We start from the raw sequence: 21257 nt of genomic DNA, 5'->3' as shown, positions 1-21257 counted from the left end.
CTTGCGGCCGGGCGTCATCGCCCTTGAAGATGAAAGGTCTTGCCAACAATGAAACATAACAAGTTTTCCTACAAGTTGGGCCAGTTCACGATGTTTGCAGGGCCGGCGGCGATTCTGTTCACCGCCGTGGTCGCCGTCCCGTTCGTCTATGGCCTCTACCTGACATTCACCAGTTGGGACGGCGTTTCGGCGACGAAGCCGTTCGTCGGTCTTGCCAACTACAAGAAGGCGTTCGCCGATACCGCCTACTGGCAGTCGCTCGGGCGCACGTTCGTCTACTCGATCATCTCGGTGATCTTGGTCAATATCGTCGCATTCCTGCTGGCGTACCTCGTCACCAGCGGCATCAAAGGCCAGAATTTCTTCCGCGCCGCGTTCTTCATCCCCAATCTCATCGGCGGCATCGTTCTGGGCTACGTCTGGAAGTTCGTCTTCAACCGCGCCTTCGTCGCCATCGGCACATTCCTGACCCATCACGACATACCGTCGTTGCTTTCCACGCCGAACGGGGCCATGTTCTGTCTGATTCTGGTGTCGGTGTGGCAGTATGCGGGCTATATGATGCTGATCTACGTGGCCGGTTTCATGGGCGTCGACAATTCGCTCAAGGAGGCGGCGCTCATCGACGGCTGCTCCACCACGCAGGCCACGTTCCATGTGGTCATCCCGCTGATGCGTTCCTCGTTCGTGCAGTGCATCTTCCTGAGCACGACCCGCTGCTTCATGGTCTATGACGTCAACCTTTCGCTGACCAACGGCGAGCCGTTCAACTCATCGGTCATGGCCGCCATGCATGTCTACAACCAGGCGTTCGTCTACAAGGACTATGGCACGGGTCAGGCCGAGGCGCTGGTGCTGTTCATCGTGTGCGCCGTGATCGGCCTGTTGCAGGTCTACTTCGGCAAGAAAGGTGAGGTGGAAGCCTGATGACTGAATCCGCCAAACGTATTACTCCGCTTCAGAGGGTAGGTCACGCCCTTGTCTGGGTGCTGCTGATCCTGCTTTTGCTCGCCTTCCTGGCCCCGTTCATCCTGGTGATCATCAACGTCTTCAAGACCAAGGCCGACATTACCAGCAACCCGCTTTCGCTGGTCGGCAAGCATGGCTTCACGCTGGATAACTTCCCCAATGCGATGGATGCCATGGACTTCTGGACCGTCTTCGGCAATTCGCTGATGGTCACGGTATGCGCCACTATCCTCACGGTGCTGTTCTCCGCGATGGCCGCTTATGTGCTCGTGCGCAACCCGAAATGGAAGGCCAGCGCCATCTTCTTCACGCTGATGGTCGCCTCCATGGTCATCCCCTTCCAGGTGGTCATGGTCCCGTTGGTTTCCGTCTACGGTGGCATCCTGCATGTGCTCAACAGCCGTATCACGCTGATCCTGATGCACACCGGCTTCTCCGTGTCGTTGGCGACGTTCATGTTCCACGGCGCGATCAAGACCAACATTCCGCTTGAGCTTGAGGAAGCCTCGGAGCTTGATGGATGCAGCAAGTGGCGCACCTTCTGGACGGTCGTCTTCCCGCTCTTGAAGCCCACCACAGCCACGGTGACCATCATCGAGGCCATGGCGTTCTGGAACGACTACCTGCTGCCGTCCCTGGTGCTCGGGCGCAGGGAGCTCTACACGATTCCTATCGCTACGCAGATCTTCTACGGCACGTATTCCACCGATATCGGCCTGGTCATGGCGGCTTTGCTGCTTGCGATGCTGCCGATCCTGGTGCTCTACCTCTTCCTGCAGCGTTATGTGGTCGAGGGTGTCACCTCCGGTGCTGTCAAGGGCTGATTTTTACTGCTCTCGGCACTATACGAAAAGGGTCCGGTCGATTTTCGGCTGGACCCTTTCCTGTATCTGAATTACTGATCTAGACAATTGAATACCGGCTTCGAAGGCGGCTTGTGGATTGTGGTATTGAAAAATCCGATAGGTAACCGACCTTCCTGAAACAAGAGCGAAACGGTTCGATAGGGTGTTGGCATCATGGCAAATAGTGACATCTCATTGACTCGTCGGCCGCCCGTTTCTACAGTTGGCGGCAGGACAAACAGGAGGATTGGCCATGAGCACACATATCATCGTCATGGGCGTTTCGGGATGCGGGAAAACCACAGTGGCGCAGGCCCTTGCCAAAAAATTCGGTTTTGAGATGGCAGAAGGCGATGATTTTCATCCCCAGGCCAATGTCGACAAGATGAGCCACGGCATCCCGCTCAACGACGAGGATCGCTGGCCCTGGCTTAAGACCATCAACGAATGGATGCGCGACAAGGATGCCAAAGGTGTGTCCACCGTCGTTTCCTGCTCGGCATTGAAACGTGTATATCGTGACGTGCTGCGTAAGGATCTCGACGTTCTTTTCATCCATCTTGTAGGTAGCGAAGACCTGATCGGCTCAAGAATGAAGCAGCGCAAGGGGCACTACATGCCGGTTTCCTTGCTTCCCAGCCAGTTCGCAGATCTTGAGCCTTTGCAGTCCGACGAAGGTGGGGTCGACGTTTCCATCGATGCCTTGCCCGAACAGGTCGAGGCAGCCGCCGCAGATGCTGTGGAGCAATGGTTGAAGCGATGAATTCCTGAGTTTTTGCACTTTTGCCGCAGCAAAGGGATCTTGCATGATTGTGGGCGTGCGACCGTTAATGGATTACACGCCCATAACTTTTCTGATTGATTATGCGTTCAGTTCCGGCGACGAATCAGGCTATCGATGACGCCGATGACCAGACCGGCCGCAGCGGGGATGAGCCAGGTAAGCTGGGCGCCATAAAGCGGCAGGGCTGCCAAGGCGTTGCTCAGTACGGTAACCGAAAGCCCGAACACGGCGAGCAGTTTGACGATGCAGTCGAAGATGGCGAAGAAGGCTACCAGCAGAACGGTCCAGAAATAGACTCGCGGAAACTTCGACGAGAACGGCTTTTGAACGAGGTTCAGCAGCACCAGCACGATGGCGATGGGGTAGAGGGCTCCCAGCACCGGCAGCGAGACGGTGATGATGGCGCTCAGACCGGCGTTGGAAACGATGAAGCTGAAGACGGCGAAGACGACGCTCCAGACGCGGTATTTTACCGTATGGCCGAAAACGGTGGGGAAAGTGTCTTCAAAATACGTAGCGCAGGTCGAGATGAGGCCGGTGCACACGTTGAAGCAGGCAAGTACGAAGATCAGGCCGACGAAGGCGGTTCCGATGGAACCAAAAGCCGAGGTGGTGAGGTTGGTCAGCACGGTGGCTCCGGTATCGTCCTTGCCATTGGCGGATTTGATGGAACCGCTCACCGCGCCGATGAAGGAAAGCGCGGCGTAGATGAGGATAAGCAGTATGCCGGCGCCGGTACCGGCGATGCCGGTTTCGCGGCGGTTGGCCTTGGTATCGGTGACGCCGAACTCAGAGATGTTGGCGGAGATGACGATACCGAAATATAGGGCGGCTAGAAGGTCCATGGTTTGGTAGCCATTGATGAATCCGTAAATCAGCGAACCGTGCGCATACTCGCCGAATGGCTTGCCGAGCGGGGCGTGGCTGATGAAGATGCAGGCCACGAACATGACGACGATCAGCACAAGCAACAACGGTCCCATGAATCGTCCCAGCGATTTCGAAAGCTTTTCCGGGTGCTGGCTCAGGATGAACGACAATGTGAAGAAGACGATGGAGTACAGCAGCAGCGCCAATCGGTTGTTCTCCCCGGCAAACGGGGCGATCGCCATTTCATATGAGGTCGTTGCCGTGCGTGGAATCGCGAAGCAGGGGCCGATGGCCATGATGATGACGAATGCCAGAACCGCCGCGAACTTGGGTGAGACGCGTGAGGCGAGATGTTCGAAACCGCCGGCCGAAGCCACGGCCAGCACGCCCAGGATCGGCAGACCCACGGCCGAGACGATGAACCCGATGGTGGCCGGCAGTGCCGCGGTTTGCGCCTGCGCGCCCATCAGCGGCGGAAAGATGAGGTTTCCGGCCCCAAAAAACATGGAGAAGAAAGTAAACGCGGTAATCAGCCGGTGTTTGCCCGAAAGCCTCATCGGTTTCGCCTGTCGCGGTGTCTGCTGCGTTCCATCGTCTGCTTGTGGCGCGATGTCACGGGTTGCTTTTTGCAACATGTTTGCTCCTCAATACTTCTTAACATGATTGGTCATCGGCATGATGTGCTTTGACGACGCTCACTATATATCAAGGGACGGCTGAACGTTTCCGTAGGGTTTAGCCTTAAGGCATGTGATAATAAATCATCGAAAAACCGCTGATTATATGGTGTTTTCCAGTCAGAATAGAGACATATGTATATATATAAATTGATTTGGATTGCTGGTTCGATTCAATGTGCTTTATCGCCGAAAGGTGACGGGCGACACCTTTCGCTACGATTGAGGTATGTCCTTTTTTGACTTTTTTGGCGGATTCCCGGATCCGCGAAACGGCGCTAACCGATACCGTCAGCAAGACGATGACGATGATCCGAGAGTCCTTCATATCCACACGGATGGCGATGATGACTCCAATGCAGGTCATGGCACCTCTGGTTTCTCAGGCAACAACTTCTGGCCGCCGCGTAACGGCAATCCGCGTCTGACCCGTCGGCCGAGCAAGAAGCCACAAGGTTCCTCAAAGGGGACGAAGGTCTTCATTGGTGTGGTTGCAGTTGTAGCGGTCGTGTTGGCCCTGTTGTTTGGTCTTGACCATTTTGTCACCGATTTGATGTGGTACGGCCAGCTCGGTTTCCAATCGGTGGTTTGGACACAGTTGTGGACCAAGATCGGCCTGTGGGTTGCATTCGCGGTTTTGATGGCGCTGGTCAGCTACTTCGCTGCTACCATGGCCATTCGCAAACGTCCGGATTCCGCCGACGGTTCCAAGATTCGCATCAAGGGTGACGTTGTCGAGGTCGGCAAGTCCGTCAGTTCCAAATCGGCTCGACGCGTCGCCGTGGTGGTCTCGCTGATCGTCGGCCTGATCTTCGGCGCACAGTTCAATTCAAACTGGTCCGAAGTCCTCTTGATGTTCCATGCTCAGCCGTTCGGCGTCACCGATCCCCAATTCGGCATCGACAACGGCTTCTATGTCTTCATCCTTCCCGGTGTCAACCTCATGCTTTCCGCGCTGAGGATGCTCCTCTTCTTCGGTCTGCTCTTCTCGATCGTCACGCACTTCGCCATGGGGGGCATCCGCATCACCATGCCGGTCGATGGCCATGGCATCATGACAATGACCAAGTACGCGCGTCGCCAGATCAGCGTCTGGTTCATTCTCAATATGCTTGCTTGGTCGGTTCGCCAGGTCATCGGTGTCTTTAACACGTTGACCCAGACCGGTGACCGTTTCACCGGTGCCGATTACACCACCGTCCACGCCAATGTGCCGGTAACCTTCATTCTTGCCGCGCTGACCGCGATTCTCGGCTTGTTGCTCGGCATCTGGCTTATGCGTTCCCATTCCTTTGACGGGCCTGCCTCGCCGGATGTGCGCGTGGTCGCGGCTGTGAAGGCGTGGCGTGTGCCCATGATCGCCGTCGCCGCTGTAGTGGTGGTGGCCATTGTGCTTGGCATGCTTTGGCCGATGCTGTTGCAGCGCTTCAAGGTCAGCCCCAATGAGCAGGAAATGGAATCGGCCTATATCGCCCGCAATATCAAGGCGACCCAGCAGGCTTACGGCCTTGACAAGGTCAAGGTGGGCGGCTACAACGCCACAACTCATGGCCAGTCCGGTGCGCTTGCCAGCGATCCGGAAACCACTGCGCAGATTCGTCTGCTTGATCCGCTGATCACATCTCCCACATTCAAGCAGCTGCAGCAGTCCAAGCAGTATTACACATTTGCCGATTCGCTGGCTGTCGATAAGTATGATATTGACGGCAAGAGCCAGGACACGGTCATCGCCGCACGCGAGCTTAACCTCGACGGCAACGACAATCGCAACTGGGTCAATGACCACACGGTGTATACCCATGGTTATGGCGTGGTGGCGGCTTACGGCAACAAGGTGACCAGTGATGGCAACCCGGAATTCTTTGAATCCGGCATTCCCACCCAGGGCAAGCTCACCGATACCCAGCACTATGAGCCTCGTATTTACTTCTCGCCGAACTCGCCGGAATATTCCATTGTGGGCGCGCCCAAGGGCACCTCATCATGGGAGTTCGATTACCCGAAGGGTTCCACCGGCGCTTCCAACACCTTTGAAGGCAACGGCGGTCCGAAGGTTGGCAATATGCTGACCCGCTTGCTGTACGCAATCCGTTTCGGCAGCGATCAGATTTTCTTCTCCGACCGTGTCACCCCCGATTCTCAGATTCTTTACGATCGCAGCCCGCGTGACCGGGTCGCCAAAGTCGCCCCGTATCTGACGCTCGATGGCCGCGTCTATCCTGCTGTCATCGATGGCAGAGTGAAGTGGATCGTTGACGGTTACACTACCTCCAACGCCTATCCGTATTCGCAGACCACCGATCTGGGCGTGGCCACGCAGGATTCCACCACGGTTTCCTCGAACACCATTCAAGGCTTGAACTCCCAGCCGGCCAACTACATTCGTAATTCAGTCAAGGCCACGGTCGATGCCTATGACGGGTCGGTGAATCTCTACACCTGGGACACGAAGGATCCGGTCATCAAAGCCTGGCAGAAGATCTTCCCGGGGCAGTATCATCCGATTTCCGACATCTCGGGCCAGCTGATGAGCCATTTGCGTTACCCGGAAAGCCTCTTCAAGGTGCAACGTCAGCTTTTGACCAAGTACCACGTCACCAGCCCAGGCCAGTTCTTCTCAGGCGAGGATTTCTGGCAGACACCGGTCGACCCGACTGAGTCCAAGGACGCCCAAAACCATGACGTGCTCCAGCCTCCGTACTACCTGACGTTGAAGACCGGCGGATCCCAACGTCCGCTTTTCTCGCTGACGTCGACCTTCATCCCCGCAGGCGACCCGAACTCGACCCGTGAGATCCTGACCGGTTTTCTTTCCGTCGATTCCGACGCGGGGAACACAAAGGGCAAGATCGGGCCGAACTACGGCACCTTGCGATTGCAGGAGCTGCCCAAGGATGCCAACGTGCCGGGTCCCGGTCAGGCACAGAACAACTTCAACTCGAACGCCGACGTTTCCAAGGAACTGAACCTTCTGGAATCCGGATCCACGAAGGTGGTACGTGGCAACCTGCTCACCTTGCCCTTGGGCGGTGGCTTGGTCTACGTCGAGCCGGTTTATGTCAAATCGAGCGGTGCTACCAGCTTCCCGCTGCTGAAGAAGGTCCTTGTCGCCTTTGGCGATCAGGTCGGCTTTGCCGATACGTTGGACGAGGCGCTCGATCAGGTCTTTGGCGGTGATTCCGGTGCGTCCGCAGGCGACGCCGAAAACAAGAATAGTGCTGCAGCCAGCGACAATTCGTCCGGCGGTACCGCTGCCCAAGGCGACAATTCCGGCAAGGCCAATGACAAGAACGGGACCACCGGCACGTCCGGGGCGACTTCCAACAATCCTGAGCTCAAAGACGCCTTGAACAAGGCGGGTCAGGCCATGAAGGACTCTGATGCCGCCATGAAGAAGGGCGACTGGACGGCCTATGGCCAAGCTCAGCAGCAGCTCAACGACCAGCTGAACCGCGCGCTGCAGTTGGAAGACCAACACCAATAAGTCGGTAGACAACGATAATGGCGTTATATGAACAATAGCATTTAGTTTTGTGTTCATATAACGCCGTTACTATATGTAGATAGTTTTCTTAACGTGTTGAACAGGGGCAACAATGATTCGATCGGCTTCCGATGAAGATTTGCAAGCAATCACCGATATATACAACGAGGCCGTCATCGCGGGTGGCTCGACGGCTGACCTCACCCCTCGCACCCTTGAGCAGAGGCACGAGTGGGTGGCCGAGCATAAGCCTCGCCATGATTTTCCTGTGGTGGTCATGGAAGACGAAACCGGCAACGTGGTCGGCTTTGGTTCATTGTCGCGTTTCCATCCACGAATCGGTTACGACGGGGTGGTGGAGCTGAGCTATTATGTCGCCACTTCCGCCCAGCATCAGGGTTACGGTACCCAGATTGTCTCGTGGTTGCTTGCCAAAGCCAGGGAACTTGGCAATCGCAAGGCCATCGGCCTGATTTTCGCCAGCAACTCCGGTTCCATCGCCCTGATGCACCATTTTGGTTTCACCCGTTACGGCTTCCTTCCGCAAGCCTGTTGGAACGGTCATGGTTATTTGGATATGTCTTATTGGTACTTGGATTTGTGAATCAGAATTAACATTTGAAGCTAAGTTGGCGCTTTTACGCAAGGCGCAAGTCGCGAGTCTGTTGATTCCGGTATCATAATGTACCGGATAGCCGTGTTTCGACATGTTTTGTCATGCCTGAATGCAGATTGACTACGGTATGAAGCGAATGCAGACGGCAGCTTGCCGAATGAATGAAGTATGTTGGGAAGAGAATTTATGGCATCACAATTCTGGCTGATTGCTGGGCTGGGAAATCCAGGCAAGAAATACGAAGGTACCCGCCACAACATGGGGTTCATGGTAGCCGATGTATTGGCGGAACGCTGGTCGGTGTCTCTGAGCGATCACAAGGGGCTGGCTGAGCTGGGTAAAGGCGTGATGAACCTTAGTGGCAAAAGCATGAAGTTCTTCTTGGCCAAACCCTTGACGTATATGAACGATTCCGGCGATGCCGTCTCGTCGATCTCAGAGTATTACGACATCGACCCCAGCCGTGTCATTGCCATTCATGACGATATGGACCTTGATTTCGGACGCATCAAGGTCAAGACCGGTGGCTCGGCAGGCGGGCACAACGGTATCCGTTCGATCGACAAGTCGCTGGGAACAAACAAATATTCGCGCGTGCGCATGGGCACCGGTCATGCCGCCCGTGGTCCGCATGCCCATGAGAACACGGTCAATTGGGTACTTGGCGGTTTCTCGGCCCAGCAGCGCAAGGAACTTCCTGAATTTCTCGCCGACGGTGCCGACGCGGTGGAAACCATCATGTTCGAAGGCATGAGCGAGGCTCAGGAGCGCTTCAATGGCCGCTGAAGCGAAGGGTCATGGCCGTAGCAGGGGTAAAGACCGTCTTGGTGGAACAAAGCCATCAGTTAAGAGCGAAGTCAATACGTCAGATTTGAAAACAACAAAAGGTAATGCCAAAAGTTCGCAACGACGTGGTAATACGTCAGAATCGGCAAAATCAGTAAAACCGGCTTCGTCTACCGAGGGTTCCGATGCCCATACAAATGTTCCACCGGTAAAGCAGCAGAGTCAGGCTGCAAATAGTGCCGATGACCGCGCTGCATGGGATACGTCCGGTTCGCTCGCGGGTTTTCTACCCAGACTTGATGATGACGGGGCATTCCGTGACCTGCTTGCCGATCAGATCGAAGCCCCGGAAGGTGACGCCGATCAGGCATTGACCGTCGGTGCGCCTGAAGGTATTCGATCTGCACTTGCGGCTGCAAGAGCACAATATTCTTCCGTGGTGATGGTGGTGTCTTCAAGCCGCGAGGCCGAGGAAACCGTCAATTCCATACGTTCTTGGTACGGGGGAGACCCCAATGAGGTGAGTCAGCTTGAGGCTTGGGAAACGCTTCCACACGAGCGCCTTTCGCCGCGTGCCGATACCGTGGCCAGCCGTATGGCCGTCTTCCGAAGGCTTTGCCATCCACAAGTCCACAGCGAGATGTTTGGTCCCATTCGCATTCTCGTGATGCCGGTGCGCTCGCTCATTCAGCCTGTGGTGGCTGGCCTGGGTGACGTGGAACCGTTGGTGTTCAAGACTGGCAGTGAGATTCCGCTGGATGAGGTTTCCATACGTCTGGTCGAGAACGCCTATACACGCGTCGATCTGGTCGTCAACCGTGGCGAGTTCGCGGTGCGTGGCGGCATTGTCGACGTCTTTCCGCCGACGCTTCCGCACCCGGTGCGTATCGAATTCTTCGGCGATGAAATCGACACCATCAAGGAGTTCCATGCCTCCGACCAGCGCACGTACGGCGACGGCATCGAGACCGTTTGGGCTACGCCATGCCGCGAGCTTCAGCTGACCGACAAGGTGCGGGCACGTGCAAAATCCTTGATCGGCAGGATTCCCAACGCCGACGACATGTTGCAATCCATCGCCGACTCCATTCCCGTGGAAGGCATGGAATCGCTGATTCCCGCACTGATCGACGACATGCAGCCGGTGGCCACGATGCTGCCCCGTGACGCGGTCATCATGCTTTCCGACCCCGAAAAGCTGCGTCGCGCCGCAGCCGATCTGGCCAAAACCGCCAACGAATTCCTCGCCGCGAGCTGGCATGTGGCCGCCAGCGGTCACGGGGCCGGTGCACCAATCAGCTTTGATCAGGCGAGTTTCCTTGACTTCGATGAGACCATCCGTTCGCTGGAATTTTCCAACCACGACGTGTGGAGGCTTACTAGTTTTGGTGTGGACAAGGCTTTGGCCGGTCATGTCCAGCTTGACGCGAAGGTTCCCGAGGAGTATCGCGGCGACGAAAAACGCGCAACCACTGGCGTCGAAGGTCTGATTGACGACGGTTTCGAAGTGACCATCACGGCTGCGGCCAACGGTACGTTGTCAAGGCTCAAGCGTGCGTTGGGCCAGACCGGTGTAACCAGATTCGACACCGTGCGCTCGCAGGCCATGGACGGCTTCATCGATTCGTCCGCCAAATTCGCCTTGCTCACCGAACGTGATCTGACAGGCAAGACCAGTGCCGTCGCTCAGCAGAAGACGTCCCGTCGACGCCACAAGGCCATCGACCTGATGGAACTCAAGGCCGGCGATTACATTGTCCACGAGCAGCACGGCATCGGCAAGTTCGTAGAGATGCGTCAGCGCACCACCGGTGTCGGCGCCAATCGTGCCACCCGTGAATATCTGGTCATCGAATACGCCCCGTCCAAGCGCAACGCGCCGCCGGACAAGCTTTTCATTCCCACCGATCAGCTCGATCAGGTCTCCAAATACATCGGTGCCGACAAACCCAAGCTCAACAAGCTCGGTGGCTCCGACTGGGCCCAGACCAAGGCCAAGGCCCGCAAACACGTCCACGAGATCGCCGACGACCTGGTCAAGCTCTATTCCGCCCGCCAGCAGGCCAAAGGTTTCGCCTTCAGCCCCGACACCCCTTGGCAGAAGGAGCTGGAGGATTCTTTCCCGTACCAGGAAACGGCCGACCAACTCACCACCATCGACGAGGTCAAGGCCGACATGGAAAAGCCCGTGCCGATGGATCGCCTGATCTGCGGCGATGTTGGTTTCGGTAAGACCGAGATCGCCGTGCGTGCCGCTTTCAAGGCCGTGCAGGATGGCAAACAGGTCGCCATTTTGGCACCGACCACGCTTCTGGTGCAACAGCATTATGAGACGTTCACCGAGAGGTATGAAAATTTCCCGGTCACAGTGGCGGCGATGAGCCGATTCCAGAGCAAAAAGGAGATCGACGAAACGCTTAAGGGTCTGGAATCCGGCAAGGTCGATGTCGTCATCGGTACCCACAAGCTCTTGAATCCGAAAATCAAGTTCAGGGATTTGGGCTTGCTGATTATTGACGAGGAACAGCGTTTCGGCGTCGAACACAAGGAGACGCTGAAGGCGCTGCGCACCAATATCGATGTGCTTTCCCTTTCGGCGACGCCTATCCCCAGAACGCTTGAGATGGCGGTCACCGGCATCCGCGAGATGTCGACGCTTGCCACGCCTCCCGAAGACCGTCTGCCGGTACTCACCTATGTCGGTGCCTACGAGGATGCGCAGGTCACCGCCGCGATACGGCGCGAGCTTTTGCGCGGCGGACAGGTCTTCTACGTGCACAACCGCGTCAACGACATCGACAAGACAGCTGCGAAAATCCATGAATTGGTGCCCGAGGCAAAAATAGGCATCGCCCATGGCAAGATGGGGGAGAAGCAGCTCGACAACATCATCCAGGACTTCTGGCACCGTGACATCGACGTGCTCGTGTGTACCACCATCATTGAAACCGGCCTCGATATCACCAACGCGAACACACTGATCGTCGACCATGCCGACCGCTTTGGCTTGAGCCAGCTTCACCAGCTGCGAGGCCGCGTCGGCCGTGGCCGCGAACGTGCATACGCCTACTTCCTCTACGATCCGTCCAAGCCCATGACCCAGCAGTCGCACGACCGGCTCGCCACCATCGCGCAGAACACGGCGCTGGGTTCCGGCTTCGACGTGGCCATGAAGGACCTTGAGCTGCGCGGCACCGGCAATCTTCTCGGTGGCGAACAGAGCGGCCACATCGAAGGCGTCGGCTTCGACCTCTACGTGCGTATGGTCTCCGATGCCGTGGAAAAATACAAGGAACCGGAGCGCAAGGAATCCGTTTCCGTCACCATCGATCTGCCCATCGAGGCTTCCATCCCGGTCGATTACATCGATTCCGACAAGCTGCGCCTTGAGGCCTACCGCAAGCTGGCCAGCGCACGAACCGAGCAGGACCTTACCGACTTGCGCGAGGAACTTACGGACCGCTATGGCCCGCTCCCTGAGGAATTCGACACGCTCTTTGACGTCGCCCGCCTTCGTAGCAAAGCCCGTGCGCTTGGCATCTCGGAGATCGTCACGCAGGGCAGCCGTGTGCGCATCGCCAAGATTGATCCGCCTGAATCTCTGCAAATGCGCATCTCGCGCATCTATCGCGGCGCTCAATATCGTCCGGTGACGCATACACTCCTGATTCCCGCGCCGTTCGGTGGTTCTCTTGGCGGCAAACCGATGACCAGCCCCGAAGTGATGGGCTGGACCGACCAGTTGCTCGAAGACCTTGCGTGGACCGGTGGCCCTAAACCGGCAAACCACTGATTTCTGAAGAATCCGATGACGTTTTCTAGTTATCGGATTCTTCAGACTCGACAGCAGCTGTTTCATCAATGAAGCCATTGATGATTCTGCCCATCATATCGGGATGCAGCCAATGTAGAAAATGATGGCCTTGCAGTACAACTTCCGCCGATTTCTGGTTCGAGTTGAAATAAGGGTTCCCGAATTCAAGAAAATGAGGCAGATTCAGTGTCGAAAGAAAGGACAAAGAAGGGATATCGTCATCCAATTTCAGGTTTTGGGTCTTTTCCGCTGTCGCCGTTGCCTCATGCAATTCCGAAATTTCCGAAGGATTGCCTGAAAGGTTGCAGTACAACTCAAAGCAGTCTTTTCTTGCCGTATCGGGTAGCAAAGGGTTGATATCCGCATCGGGCATTGCTATGGCCATACCCGATGCGTGTCTTTTCCTGTTGGCCTCAGCCTCTTCAAGATTGCTTGTGAAATCATCGGTATGGGAGCACATCATGGCGGGAATCGACGGATCGATGGCGATAAACCCCGTGACGGAGGATCTGATCGAGGGGACGGACAGGCACTTGAGCAGATAGATGGCAGTGAAACTGTGGGTGCACAGATAGTATCTATCAAGATGCAGGCCATTAAGGAAACCGGCTATTTCGGCTCGTATGTTTTCCAGGTTTCGTTCCGCGTTTTTGGGTTGTCCGCTTTTCCCGGACCCCAGCAGATCGACCAATATCAGACGTGTTGTGGGCGAAATTGCATTGGCCAGACCGTAGAAGTCGTATTCCGCACTGTTGATTCCCATGCAGGTAAAGGCGACCATGGTTCTTTGTGCTTCGTGGGTATTGCAAATGCAATAATGGAAGTCCCCATATGGAGTGTCAAGGTAGTGCGATTCGAACATAAAACTCCATTCCCTAATAATTTAAGGACCATTATATTCGGTGCGGATGCAGTTTGAGGGCAATAGCGGCAATGGTAGATGGATGACCTCTATCGAATTGCGAGGGATGGGTTTGCAAGCAATCGGAACTTTGGTATTCACACGTCTCTTATCGAGCGGGTAGGAGAACATTTTTTCTATTCTGACATGTGAACGTTCACAATTATGTCTCTATCTTCACTGGTCTACGTCCATCAAAAGCATTAACCTTAGAAGTGGTAATGTAAGTCCATCTTTAAGGAGTAATTGTGGCAGCAATTGAAAGCGTATATGCCAGCGAGATTCTCGATTCCCGTGGAAACCCGACCGTGAAGGTAGTCCTCGACACCGTTGATGGCGCCGAAGGTATCGGCTTGGTTCCTTCCGGCGCTTCGACCGGCGAAGCCGAAGCTTGGGAGCGTCGCGATGGCGATAAGTCCCGTTACAACGGCAAGGGTGTTCTCGACGCGGTCAAGGCCGTCAACGAGACCATCGCGCCCAAGGTCATCGGCATGGATGCCACCGACCAGCGCGCCCTCGATGAGACCATGATCGAGCTCGACGGCACCCCCAACAAGGGCAAGCTCGGCGCCAACGCCATCCTCGGCGTTTCCCTCGCGGCCCTCTATGCCGCCGCGGAATCCGCGGAACTGCCGCTCTACCGCTACATCGGCGGCACCAACGGCCACATTCTGCCAGTTCCGAACATGAACATCATGAACGGCGGTGCGCATGCTGATTTCGCCACCGACATTCAGGAATACATGATTTCCCCGTACGGCTTCGACACCTACAGCGATGCGCTGCGTGCCGGCGTCGAGGTCTATCACACCCTCAAGGGCATCCTCAAGAAGGATGGCCACGACACGGGTCTCGGCGACGAAGGCGGCTTCGCCCCGAAGATGAAGACCAACGAGGATTCCCTCAAGTACGTCGTGAAGGCCATTGAGGCCGCCGGCTATGAGCCTGGCCGCCAGATCGGCCTGTGCCTTGACGTGGCTTCCTCCGAATTCTACAACAAGGAAACCAACAAGTATCACTTCGACGGCGCCGATCGCGATGCCGACTACATGCTAGATTACTACAAGGAGCTCGTCTCCAAGTATCCGCTGGTCTCCATCGAGGATCCGTTCGCCGAAGAGGATTGGCCTGCATGGCAGAAGATCACCGCCGAAATGGGCGACAAGCTCCAGTTCGTCGGCGACGATCTGCTGGTGACCAACCCGAAGCGTCTGCAGAAGGGCATCGATCTCAAGGCCGCCAACAGCCTGCTGGTTAAGCTCAATCAGATCGGCACCGTCACCGAGACGCTCGACGCCATCGAGCTCGCCACGGCCAACGGCTTCACCTCCATGGTCTCCCACCGTTCCGGTGAGACCTCGGACACCACCATCGCCGACCTCGCCGTCGCCAAGAACACCCGTCAGATTAAGACCGGTGCTCCTGCCCGTGGCGAGCGCATCGCGAAGTACAACCGTCTGCTCGAGATCGAGGAAGAGCTTGGCTCCGCTGCTGAGTATGCCGGCTATTCCGCTTTCAAGGCCTGCAAGAAGTACATCAAGTAACTTCAACTAAAGTCATCGCAGTGCTGTTGCACTGTGAGCTTCTACCCGTCACATTCGCTTGTGTAAGTCGAATGTGACGGGTATTTTCGTGTCTTATGGGAACCACAAGAAACAAAGAAAAAACCGACAGCGCCAAGAAGCGCGTCAAACGTCGGGGTTCCGGCCCGATAGCTTTTTTCGTTGCGTTCCTTATCGTTGTGGTTGGAGCCATCCAATTGGTGTCGTCCATATACAACTATGCCATGAACCTTTCCGAACTTAACGGGCTCAAACGTCAGGAAGCCGCTTTGAGCGCAAAGAAACAGGATTTGGAAAACGACATTTCCCGCTGGAACGACAATGCCTATGTCACCGCACAGGCACGCGAACGGCTGGGCTTTGTCTTTCCAGGCGAACAGGCCATTCATGTCGAGCATCCGGAGGCCGTCACCGGAGTCAAGCCGAAGTCCGATAACACCGACCAAACCGATGTCAATTCCGACAAGCAGATTCTGCCTTGGTACCGCGAGCTGGCATATGGGTTCAAAAAGGCCGACGAACCGCTGAAAAAAGACAAGTCGCAGGTCACAACTCCTGGCGCTGTAAGCAATCAGCCAAGGGACGCTCAGAACTCCGGTGCCAACGACGGTCAGACGAATGTTAACGATAACAGCAAAACCGGTACGGGTCAGCAGAACAAACCAGGTCAGAACACCGGTACAGGCAATCAAAATGGCGGGAACGGCAAATCCGGAACGAAAACCGTAAAACGCTGAAACTCAAGGGCAAGCTTCATTTGATATGCGGTGAAGGGAAACGTCCAGAGTTTCAAGTCGGATATCACGCCCCGCTCACCGATACGATAAGTGATAATAAATAATATTAAGTAATATTAAGTAATATTTGATAAGGATCAACGTGGAACAGGACCAATCCGAGAGCTACCAGGAAGCGAACGAGAGGAAGGACGAAGACCGACGCACTTCAGAGGATGGCAATTCAGTGCGATTCGTCGATGTCGCCAAAGACTCCGATACCGATCTTTCGCTTCGTGCCAAAAATCTGATCGACCGTGTGATGGCAGACAAGGCCGGTGACGAAGATATCGCCATAGTGACGCGTCAGCTTGGCCGTTTCCCGCGCGGTATGGTAGCAATAGGGGCGCGTTGCGTTTGTGGGCGGCCGCTGGCCGTGGTGACCCGTCCTGTGCTGCCTGATGGCACACCGTTCCCCACCACCTGCTACCTGACCAGCCCTGAGGCGGTCAAGGCCGTTTCACGGGTCGAAGCTGACGGGTCCATGCAGCACTATACCGATCTGGTGGTGCATGACGAAACGCTTCGGAGCCAGTACCAGTACGCCCATCGGCTGTATCTCGCTTTTCGTCATGAGCTGGCAGCCAGACTCGGCGACAGTGAGGAACATATCGCCGGCACAAGCGCGGGAGGCATGCCCGTGCGTGTCAAGTGCTTGCACGCCCTGATTGCCCAGACGTTGGTGATGGGCCACGGTGTCAATCCTATCGGCGACCTGGTGATGGAGCGCATCACCGACGAGTTCAATCCGAAGGTCTGCCGCTGCACCACCGAGCTCGGCTGAATAAAACGGTATTGTTATCATTGCGGTGACGGGACTACGGTGCTGTAGCAATGGCCACGCGTGTCGCGGCTTGAATGTGGTCTTCGACAATAGATTGTTGTGCGGATAATGTTGCGTCTCAAGGATAATGTCAGATACAGGAAAACAAGATGACATGGATGGTGGATGGTACTGAAATGAAAGACGAAACCAAGAATTACGTGACCGTTGCGGGCATCGATTGTGGTACCAACTCCATCAGGCTCAAAGTATCCAGGGTGTATGGCGACACAACCGTGGAAGATGTCGTGCCCCGCGTCCTTCGTGTCATCAGGCTTGGCCAGGATGTCGACAAGACCCATCGTTTTGCTGACGATGCACTTCAACGCGCTTACGAGGCGGCGAGGGAATTCGCGGGGATACTCAAGGAGCATCCGGTCGACGGTCTGCGTTTCGTGGCCACCTCCGCCACCAGAGACGCCGAGAACCGCAAGGATTTCGAGGATGGGATCGAGTCGATTCTTGGCGTGCGTCCTGAGGTGATACCGGGGACGGAAGAAGCCTCGCTGAGTTTCCTGGGAGCCATCGGCAGCGTACCGCGCACTGGGCTTGAAGCGCCTTATCTGGTGGTCGACCTTGGCGGCGGATCGACCGAAATGGTGATGGGTGGGGATGGCAAATCCGCGCCGGCCACTAGCGTGCAATCGGCGTTTTCGATGAACATAGGTTCTGTTCGTATGACAGAACGTCATCTGCATACCGACCCACCGACCGAGACCGAGATTGCCGAGGCGAGCGGGGACATCGACCGGCATATCGATGAAGCGTTCGAACATATTCCGGCAGGGAAGACCCGGACCATTATCGGCGTTTCCGGTTCCGTGACCACGATGACGGCGTTGGCGCTGGGGCTGAAGGAATACGATCACCGATCTGTCGATGGCGTGCGGGTGTCGTACGAGGATATTTTCAGGGTCAACAATCGTTTCCTGCGCATGACACGTGCCGAACGTTCCATGTACAAGACCATCCATCCCGGACGTATCGATGTGGTCGGCGGCGGAGCACTGATCTGGAACCGTATTCTTGTCAAAGTATCCGAAGCCGCACAACGCGACCATGGCACGCCGATCGATTCCTTCATTTCCAGCGACCACGGCCTTCTCGACGGCATCGTCTTGGACTATGGCACCAGATTGTTGAAGAAAAAGTAAAAACAAAGAAGAAAAGTACTCCCGGTGGGACTCGAACCCACAAGCCAAAGGCGGCTGATTTTAAGTCAGCTGCGTCTACCGATTCCGCCACGGGAGCACATCGAATCAATCGACAAGGCATTATTATGCCATGCCGGCTCTACCGGACGAAATGCGATATGTTCGTTGGCGTTTAGACCTTGCCTCTTACACGATTATTGTCTGTAGCACTCAATCCCTTTAGGGGGGCACTCAATCCCTTTAGGGGATTGTCTCGCAACACTATTGTGCAGGGACGAAAGCAACTCAATTGCTGTTGACATACCAAAAGCGGAAGTTGCTTGTATCGGTCATATTGGATGGTATTAGTCATAAGCGTTGTGGGGTGAGAGCAACTTAAGAAAAATGTCTCATTTTATGGTTTTTGCTGAAAAGAAATACGTTGCACACACTTTTCCGTTAGACTATTGGCTATGTTCAGTATTCTCGACATGTTCAAGATCGGCGTGGGGCCAAGCTCCTCGCATACCGTCGGCCCGATGATCGCCGCTTCGAATTTCGTGGCGTCGCTGCAAAATCGCGATTTGATCGGGCGTGTGGGCCGCGTGAAAAGCACGTTGTACGGGTCATTGTCCATGACCGGGCTGGGGCACGGCACCGACAGGGCCACCATGGCGGGGCTTGAAGGCAACGTGCCGGCTACGGTCAATACGGATCACCTGCTCAATATCAGGGAAGAATGCGAAAGCGCCGGTACGCTCAATCTTGGCGGCAGGCACAACATCGCGTTCGATTACGACACGGACATGATTTTCGAAAAGTGGAAGATGCTGGCTGCGCACCCCAACGGCATGCGTTTCGAGGCATTCAACGAGCACGGTGAGAAAATCGACGAGCAAGTCTGGTATTCAATCGGCGGCGGTTTCGTACGAGAGGGCCATCCTGGTGATCTGTTGATCGGCATCCACGAAAAAGCACCCAAGGGCAGCACCTTTGCTGAAGAGGCAAGCGTGGACAGCAGCAATGATTTTCCGCCCGAGGCACCGTATCCCTTCGCCAGTGGCAATGAGCTACTTGAAATATGCAAGCGGGAGGACAAAAGCATCTCCGAAATCGTCTGGGCCAACGAAACGGCCACGCGAACGCCCAAGGAAATCAAGGATGCGTTGCTCAACGTCTGGCGGCATATGGACGATTGTGTCAAGAACGGCTGCATGAGCACCCAGACCATCCTTCCCGGCGGGCTTGACGTGCCCCGGCGTGCGCCCAAGATCTACCGTGAGCTTTCCGGCAATGCCGACATCCTCTCCCATAATGTGCGTAGGCCCGCCTCTGTGCTGGAATCCTCCGAATGCACCTGGGTCGACCTTTTTGCGCTCGCGGTCAACGAGGAAAACGCCGGAGGAGGCCGCATCGTCACTGCCCCGACCAACGGATCGGCGGGAATCATTCCCGCAGTGCTTGAATATTATTGGCATTTCGCCGGTTCCGCCGATGAGGAAGGCATCATCCGTTTCCTTTTGGCGGCAGGGGCCGTTGGCTACCTTTTTAAGCGCAACGCGTCCATTTCCGGCGCTGAGGTCGGTTGCCAGGGTGAGGTTGGTTCGGCCGCATCGATGGCGGCGGCAGGGCTGTGCGAAGTGATGCAGGGCACGCCCCGGCAGGTCGAGAACGCGGCCGAGGTCGCCATGGAACACCATTTGGGCCTGACTTGCGATCCGGTGGCCGGGCTTGTCCAGATTCCCTGCATCGAGCGCAACGCAATGGCCGCCAACACGGCCATCAATGCCGTGCGAATGGCCTTGTTGGGCAACGGCCAGCACATGGTCAGCCTTGATCAGGTCATCAAGACGATGAAGGACACCGGCGCCGACATGATGTCCAAATACAAAGAAACCTCGGAAGGTGGTCTTGCTGTCAATATGGTCGAATGCTGAAGCCGGCATTGTTGCTATTTTTCGGTAATAATTATCGTTTTTTATCAATTCGGTTTTCCGCAAGTTCTGTGCACTTTAAGCGCAATGGATGTTGCGGGGGTACGGCAGTGCTAACCTATTAACATTGTAAAATAACAAGGAGGTCTACGTATGGCTGCGAATATGCCCGAGGTAAATGCCGAGTTCGGTGCAAAGCCTGTCATTGAATTTCCCGATGCCCCGGCACCGACCGGACTGAAAGCCGTCGAGCTGGTCGAGGGCAATGGTCCAATGGTTCGTTCCGGCGACAATGTCACCGTGAACTATCATGGCGTGGTCTGGGGCAAGGACGAACCTTTCGATTCGAGTTTCGACCGCCATCAGCCGGCCAGTTTCGGCATCGGTGTCGGCCAGGTCATCAAGGGCTGGGATCGTACCGTTCCCGGTCACAACGTGGGTTCGCGCCTGGTGGTCTCGATTCCGCCGGAATACGGATATGGCAGGCAGGGCATGCCGCAGGCCGGCATAGGCGGCGATGACACGCTGGTGTTTGTCATCGACATCATCGCCACGCGCTAAGGCAAGGAAATCCAATACGGTGACCGGCCAGCGTGCCGGTCTTATTTGTTTTTTTGAACGTTTGGCACCCGCCGGACATGGCAGGAACACAAACCGATAAAAGGCAAGGAGGAATCATGGCAGAGGAAGAAAAGACCGTTCTGCTCACGCAGGAGGCCTATGACAAGCTCCAGAAGGAGCTGGCCTATCGTCAGGGCGATTATCGCGACGAGATCACCCAGCGTATCGCCACGGCCCGCGCCGAAGGCGATTTGTCCGAAAACGGCGGCTACCAGGCCGCCCGCGAGGAACAGGGCAAGAACGAGGGGCGCATCAACGAGCTCATCGTCAAGCTGCGCAATACGAAGATTCTGAAGGCACCGCCGGCTGGCAAGGTCGGCAACGGTTCGCTGGTCACGCTCGAGCTTGCCGGCAAGGAAATGAAGTATGTGCTTGGTTCCCGCGATATCGCCGTGGCCACCGACTATGACGTCATCAGCCCGGAATCGCCGATCGGTGCCGCCATCATGGGCGCCAAGAAGGGTGACGAAGTGAGCTACAAGGCCCCGAACGGCCGTGAGATTAAGGTGAAGATCAAGGATTCCAAGCCGATGAAGTAGTCGGTTTGAGCTTGGTCCTGCGCTTCGCCCGTTGAATCGTAAAAGGTCCGAATCCATAAAATCATGGGTTCGGACCTTTTCATGTCCCGGTTTTTGAAAGGCGGATGTGTAATCGTGCAATCG

At 55.9% G+C, this 21257-nt stretch carries 16 protein-coding genes and 1 tRNA gene; 14 read left to right on the top strand and 3 right to left on the bottom strand.

The genetic code is table 11. The annotated features are described in order from the left end of the window. The first annotated feature begins 48 nt into the window (after nucleotides 1-48). The 3 genes from PT275_RS03850 to PT275_RS03840 all read left to right on the top strand — a co-directional run bounded on the left by PT275_RS03850 (nucleotide 49) and on the right by PT275_RS03840 (nucleotide 2577). The gene (locus PT275_RS03850; protein ID WP_277152500.1) at nucleotides 49-927 is read left to right on the top strand and encodes a sugar ABC transporter permease; all 879 of its coding nucleotides are present in this window, start codon (nucleotides 49-51) and stop codon (nucleotides 925-927) included. Then, complete coding sequence (locus PT275_RS03845) at nucleotides 927-1793, top strand: carbohydrate ABC transporter permease (protein WP_277152498.1); 867 nt, start codon at nucleotides 927-929, stop codon at nucleotides 1791-1793. Before PT275_RS03850 ends, PT275_RS03845 begins: the two co-directional genes overlap by 1 nt. A 274-nt stretch (nucleotides 1794-2067) precedes the next feature. After that, nucleotides 2068-2577: a gluconokinase gene (locus PT275_RS03840; RefSeq protein ID WP_277152495.1), complete on the top strand. Its 510-nt coding sequence runs from the start codon at nucleotides 2068-2070 to the stop codon at nucleotides 2575-2577. A 107-nt stretch (nucleotides 2578-2684) separates the two neighbouring features. Here the strand turns inward: PT275_RS03840 and brnQ are convergent, their stop codons facing one another. Continuing rightward, nucleotides 2685-4025 carry a branched-chain amino acid transport system II carrier protein gene (brnQ, locus tag PT275_RS03835; protein ID WP_277153652.1) on the bottom strand — a complete coding sequence of 447 codons (1341 nt, stop codon included), beginning with the start codon at nucleotides 4023-4025 and terminating at the stop codon, nucleotides 2685-2687. Nucleotides 4026-4374: 349 nt separating this feature from the next. Between brnQ and PT275_RS03830 the strand changes: the two genes are divergently transcribed. The 4 genes from PT275_RS03830 to mfd all read left to right on the top strand — a co-directional run bounded on the left by PT275_RS03830 (nucleotide 4375) and on the right by mfd (nucleotide 12824). Beyond that, on the top strand, nucleotides 4375-7629 hold the full coding sequence (locus tag PT275_RS03830) for a UPF0182 family protein (protein WP_277152493.1): 3255 nt from the start codon (nucleotides 4375-4377) through the stop codon (nucleotides 7627-7629). 112 nt (nucleotides 7630-7741) lie between these two features. Next, entirely contained in the window at nucleotides 7742-8233 is a 492-nt protein-coding gene (locus PT275_RS03825; RefSeq protein ID WP_277152491.1) for a GNAT family N-acetyltransferase, read from the top strand. Nucleotides 8234-8431: 198 nt separating this feature from the next. Continuing rightward, on the top strand, nucleotides 8432-9031 hold the full coding sequence (gene pth, locus PT275_RS03820) for an aminoacyl-tRNA hydrolase (RefSeq protein ID WP_277152489.1): 600 nt from the start codon (nucleotides 8432-8434) through the stop codon (nucleotides 9029-9031). Next, a complete protein-coding gene (gene mfd, locus PT275_RS03815; RefSeq protein ID WP_277152487.1) occupies nucleotides 9021-12824 on the top strand; it encodes a transcription-repair coupling factor in 3804 nt (1267 codons plus the stop codon). Before pth ends, mfd begins: the two co-directional genes overlap by 11 nt. Before the next feature lie 25 nt (nucleotides 12825-12849). Here the strand turns inward: mfd and PT275_RS03810 are convergent, their stop codons facing one another. After that, entirely contained in the window at nucleotides 12850-13707 is an 858-nt protein-coding gene (locus tag PT275_RS03810; protein ID WP_277152486.1) for an alpha/beta hydrolase, read from the bottom strand. Nucleotides 13708-13994: 287 nt separating this feature from the next. Between PT275_RS03810 and eno the strand changes: the two genes are divergently transcribed. The 4 genes from eno (at nucleotide 13995) to PT275_RS03790 (ending at nucleotide 18061) form a co-directional block, all read left to right on the top strand. Next, nucleotides 13995-15290, top strand: a complete 1296-nt coding sequence (gene eno / locus PT275_RS03805) for a phosphopyruvate hydratase (protein WP_277152484.1) — start codon at nucleotides 13995-13997, stop codon at nucleotides 15288-15290. Between the two features lie 95 nt (nucleotides 15291-15385). Then, nucleotides 15386-16045, top strand: a complete 660-nt coding sequence (locus PT275_RS03800; RefSeq protein WP_277152482.1) for a septum formation initiator family protein — start codon at nucleotides 15386-15388, stop codon at nucleotides 16043-16045. A gap of 301 nt (nucleotides 16046-16346) precedes the next feature. Beyond that, nucleotides 16347-16868 carry a DUF501 domain-containing protein gene (locus PT275_RS03795; protein WP_277153651.1) on the top strand — a complete coding sequence of 174 codons (522 nt, stop codon included), beginning with the start codon at nucleotides 16347-16349 and terminating at the stop codon, nucleotides 16866-16868. Nucleotides 16869-17026: 158 nt separating this feature from the next. Continuing rightward, nucleotides 17027-18061 (top strand): Ppx/GppA family phosphatase, encoded by a 1035-nt coding sequence (locus PT275_RS03790; RefSeq protein ID WP_277153650.1) that lies wholly within the window; start codon nucleotides 17027-17029, stop codon nucleotides 18059-18061. A 16-nt stretch (nucleotides 18062-18077) separates the two neighbouring features. Here the strand turns inward: PT275_RS03790 and PT275_RS03785 are convergent. After that, nucleotides 18078-18158: transfer RNA gene (locus PT275_RS03785), tRNA-Leu, on the bottom strand. Nucleotides 18159-18513: 355 nt separating this feature from the next. On the opposite strand from PT275_RS03785, the gene PT275_RS03780 reads away from it, so the two are divergent. The 3 genes from PT275_RS03780 (at nucleotide 18514) to greA (ending at nucleotide 21134) form a co-directional block, all read left to right on the top strand. Then, nucleotides 18514-19977, top strand: coding sequence for an L-serine ammonia-lyase (locus PT275_RS03780; protein ID WP_277152479.1), 1464 nt, complete (start codon nucleotides 18514-18516; stop codon nucleotides 19975-19977). 150 nt (nucleotides 19978-20127) lie between these two features. Continuing rightward, a complete protein-coding gene (locus PT275_RS03775) occupies nucleotides 20128-20535 on the top strand; it encodes an FKBP-type peptidyl-prolyl cis-trans isomerase (protein ID WP_277152477.1) in 408 nt (135 codons plus the stop codon). 116 nt (nucleotides 20536-20651) lie between these two features. Next, on the top strand, nucleotides 20652-21134 hold the full coding sequence (gene greA, locus PT275_RS03770) for a transcription elongation factor GreA (protein ID WP_277152475.1): 483 nt from the start codon (nucleotides 20652-20654) through the stop codon (nucleotides 21132-21134). Nucleotides 21135-21257 lie beyond the last annotated feature (123 nt).

Source organism: Bifidobacterium sp. ESL0745, from assembly GCF_029433335.1.
In the GTDB taxonomy this organism is placed as follows: Bacteria; Actinomycetota; Actinomycetes; order Actinomycetales; family Bifidobacteriaceae; genus Bifidobacterium.
This window is presented reverse-complemented; position numbering and strand designations above follow the sequence as displayed.

What these genes read in the sequence shown, in the direction of transcription:
- PT275_RS03825 (WP_277152491.1), top strand. Translation starts at nt 7,742, where the DNA reads ATGATTCGATCGGCTTCCGATGAAGATTTGCAAGCAATCACCGATATA.
- PT275_RS03790 (WP_277153650.1), top strand. Translation starts at nt 17,027, where the DNA reads ATGGTGGATGGTACTGAAATGAAAGACGAAACCAAGAATTACGTGACC.
- mfd (WP_277152487.1), top strand. Translation starts at nt 9,021, where the DNA reads ATGGCCGCTGAAGCGAAGGGTCATGGCCGTAGCAGGGGTAAAGACCGT.
- PT275_RS03795 (WP_277153651.1), top strand. Translation starts at nt 16,347, where the DNA reads ATGGCAGACAAGGCCGGTGACGAAGATATCGCCATAGTGACGCGTCAG.
- PT275_RS03845 (WP_277152498.1), top strand. Translation starts at nt 927, where the DNA reads ATGACTGAATCCGCCAAACGTATTACTCCGCTTCAGAGGGTAGGTCAC.
- brnQ (WP_277153652.1), bottom strand. Translation starts at nt 4,025, where the DNA reads ATGAGGCTTTCGGGCAAACACCGGCTGATTACCGCGTTTACTTTCTTC.
- PT275_RS03775 (WP_277152477.1), top strand. Translation starts at nt 20,128, where the DNA reads ATGGCTGCGAATATGCCCGAGGTAAATGCCGAGTTCGGTGCAAAGCCT.
- PT275_RS03830 (WP_277152493.1), top strand. Translation starts at nt 4,375, where the DNA reads ATGTCCTTTTTTGACTTTTTTGGCGGATTCCCGGATCCGCGAAACGGC.
- PT275_RS03840 (WP_277152495.1), top strand. Translation starts at nt 2,068, where the DNA reads ATGAGCACACATATCATCGTCATGGGCGTTTCGGGATGCGGGAAAACC.
- PT275_RS03800 (WP_277152482.1), top strand. Translation starts at nt 15,386, where the DNA reads ATGGGAACCACAAGAAACAAAGAAAAAACCGACAGCGCCAAGAAGCGC.
- PT275_RS03850 (WP_277152500.1), top strand. Translation starts at nt 49, where the DNA reads ATGAAACATAACAAGTTTTCCTACAAGTTGGGCCAGTTCACGATGTTT.
- pth (WP_277152489.1), top strand. Translation starts at nt 8,432, where the DNA reads ATGGCATCACAATTCTGGCTGATTGCTGGGCTGGGAAATCCAGGCAAG.
- PT275_RS03780 (WP_277152479.1), top strand. Translation starts at nt 18,514, where the DNA reads ATGTTCAGTATTCTCGACATGTTCAAGATCGGCGTGGGGCCAAGCTCC.
- greA (WP_277152475.1), top strand. Translation starts at nt 20,652, where the DNA reads ATGGCAGAGGAAGAAAAGACCGTTCTGCTCACGCAGGAGGCCTATGAC.
- PT275_RS03810 (WP_277152486.1), bottom strand. Translation starts at nt 13,707, where the DNA reads ATGTTCGAATCGCACTACCTTGACACTCCATATGGGGACTTCCATTAT.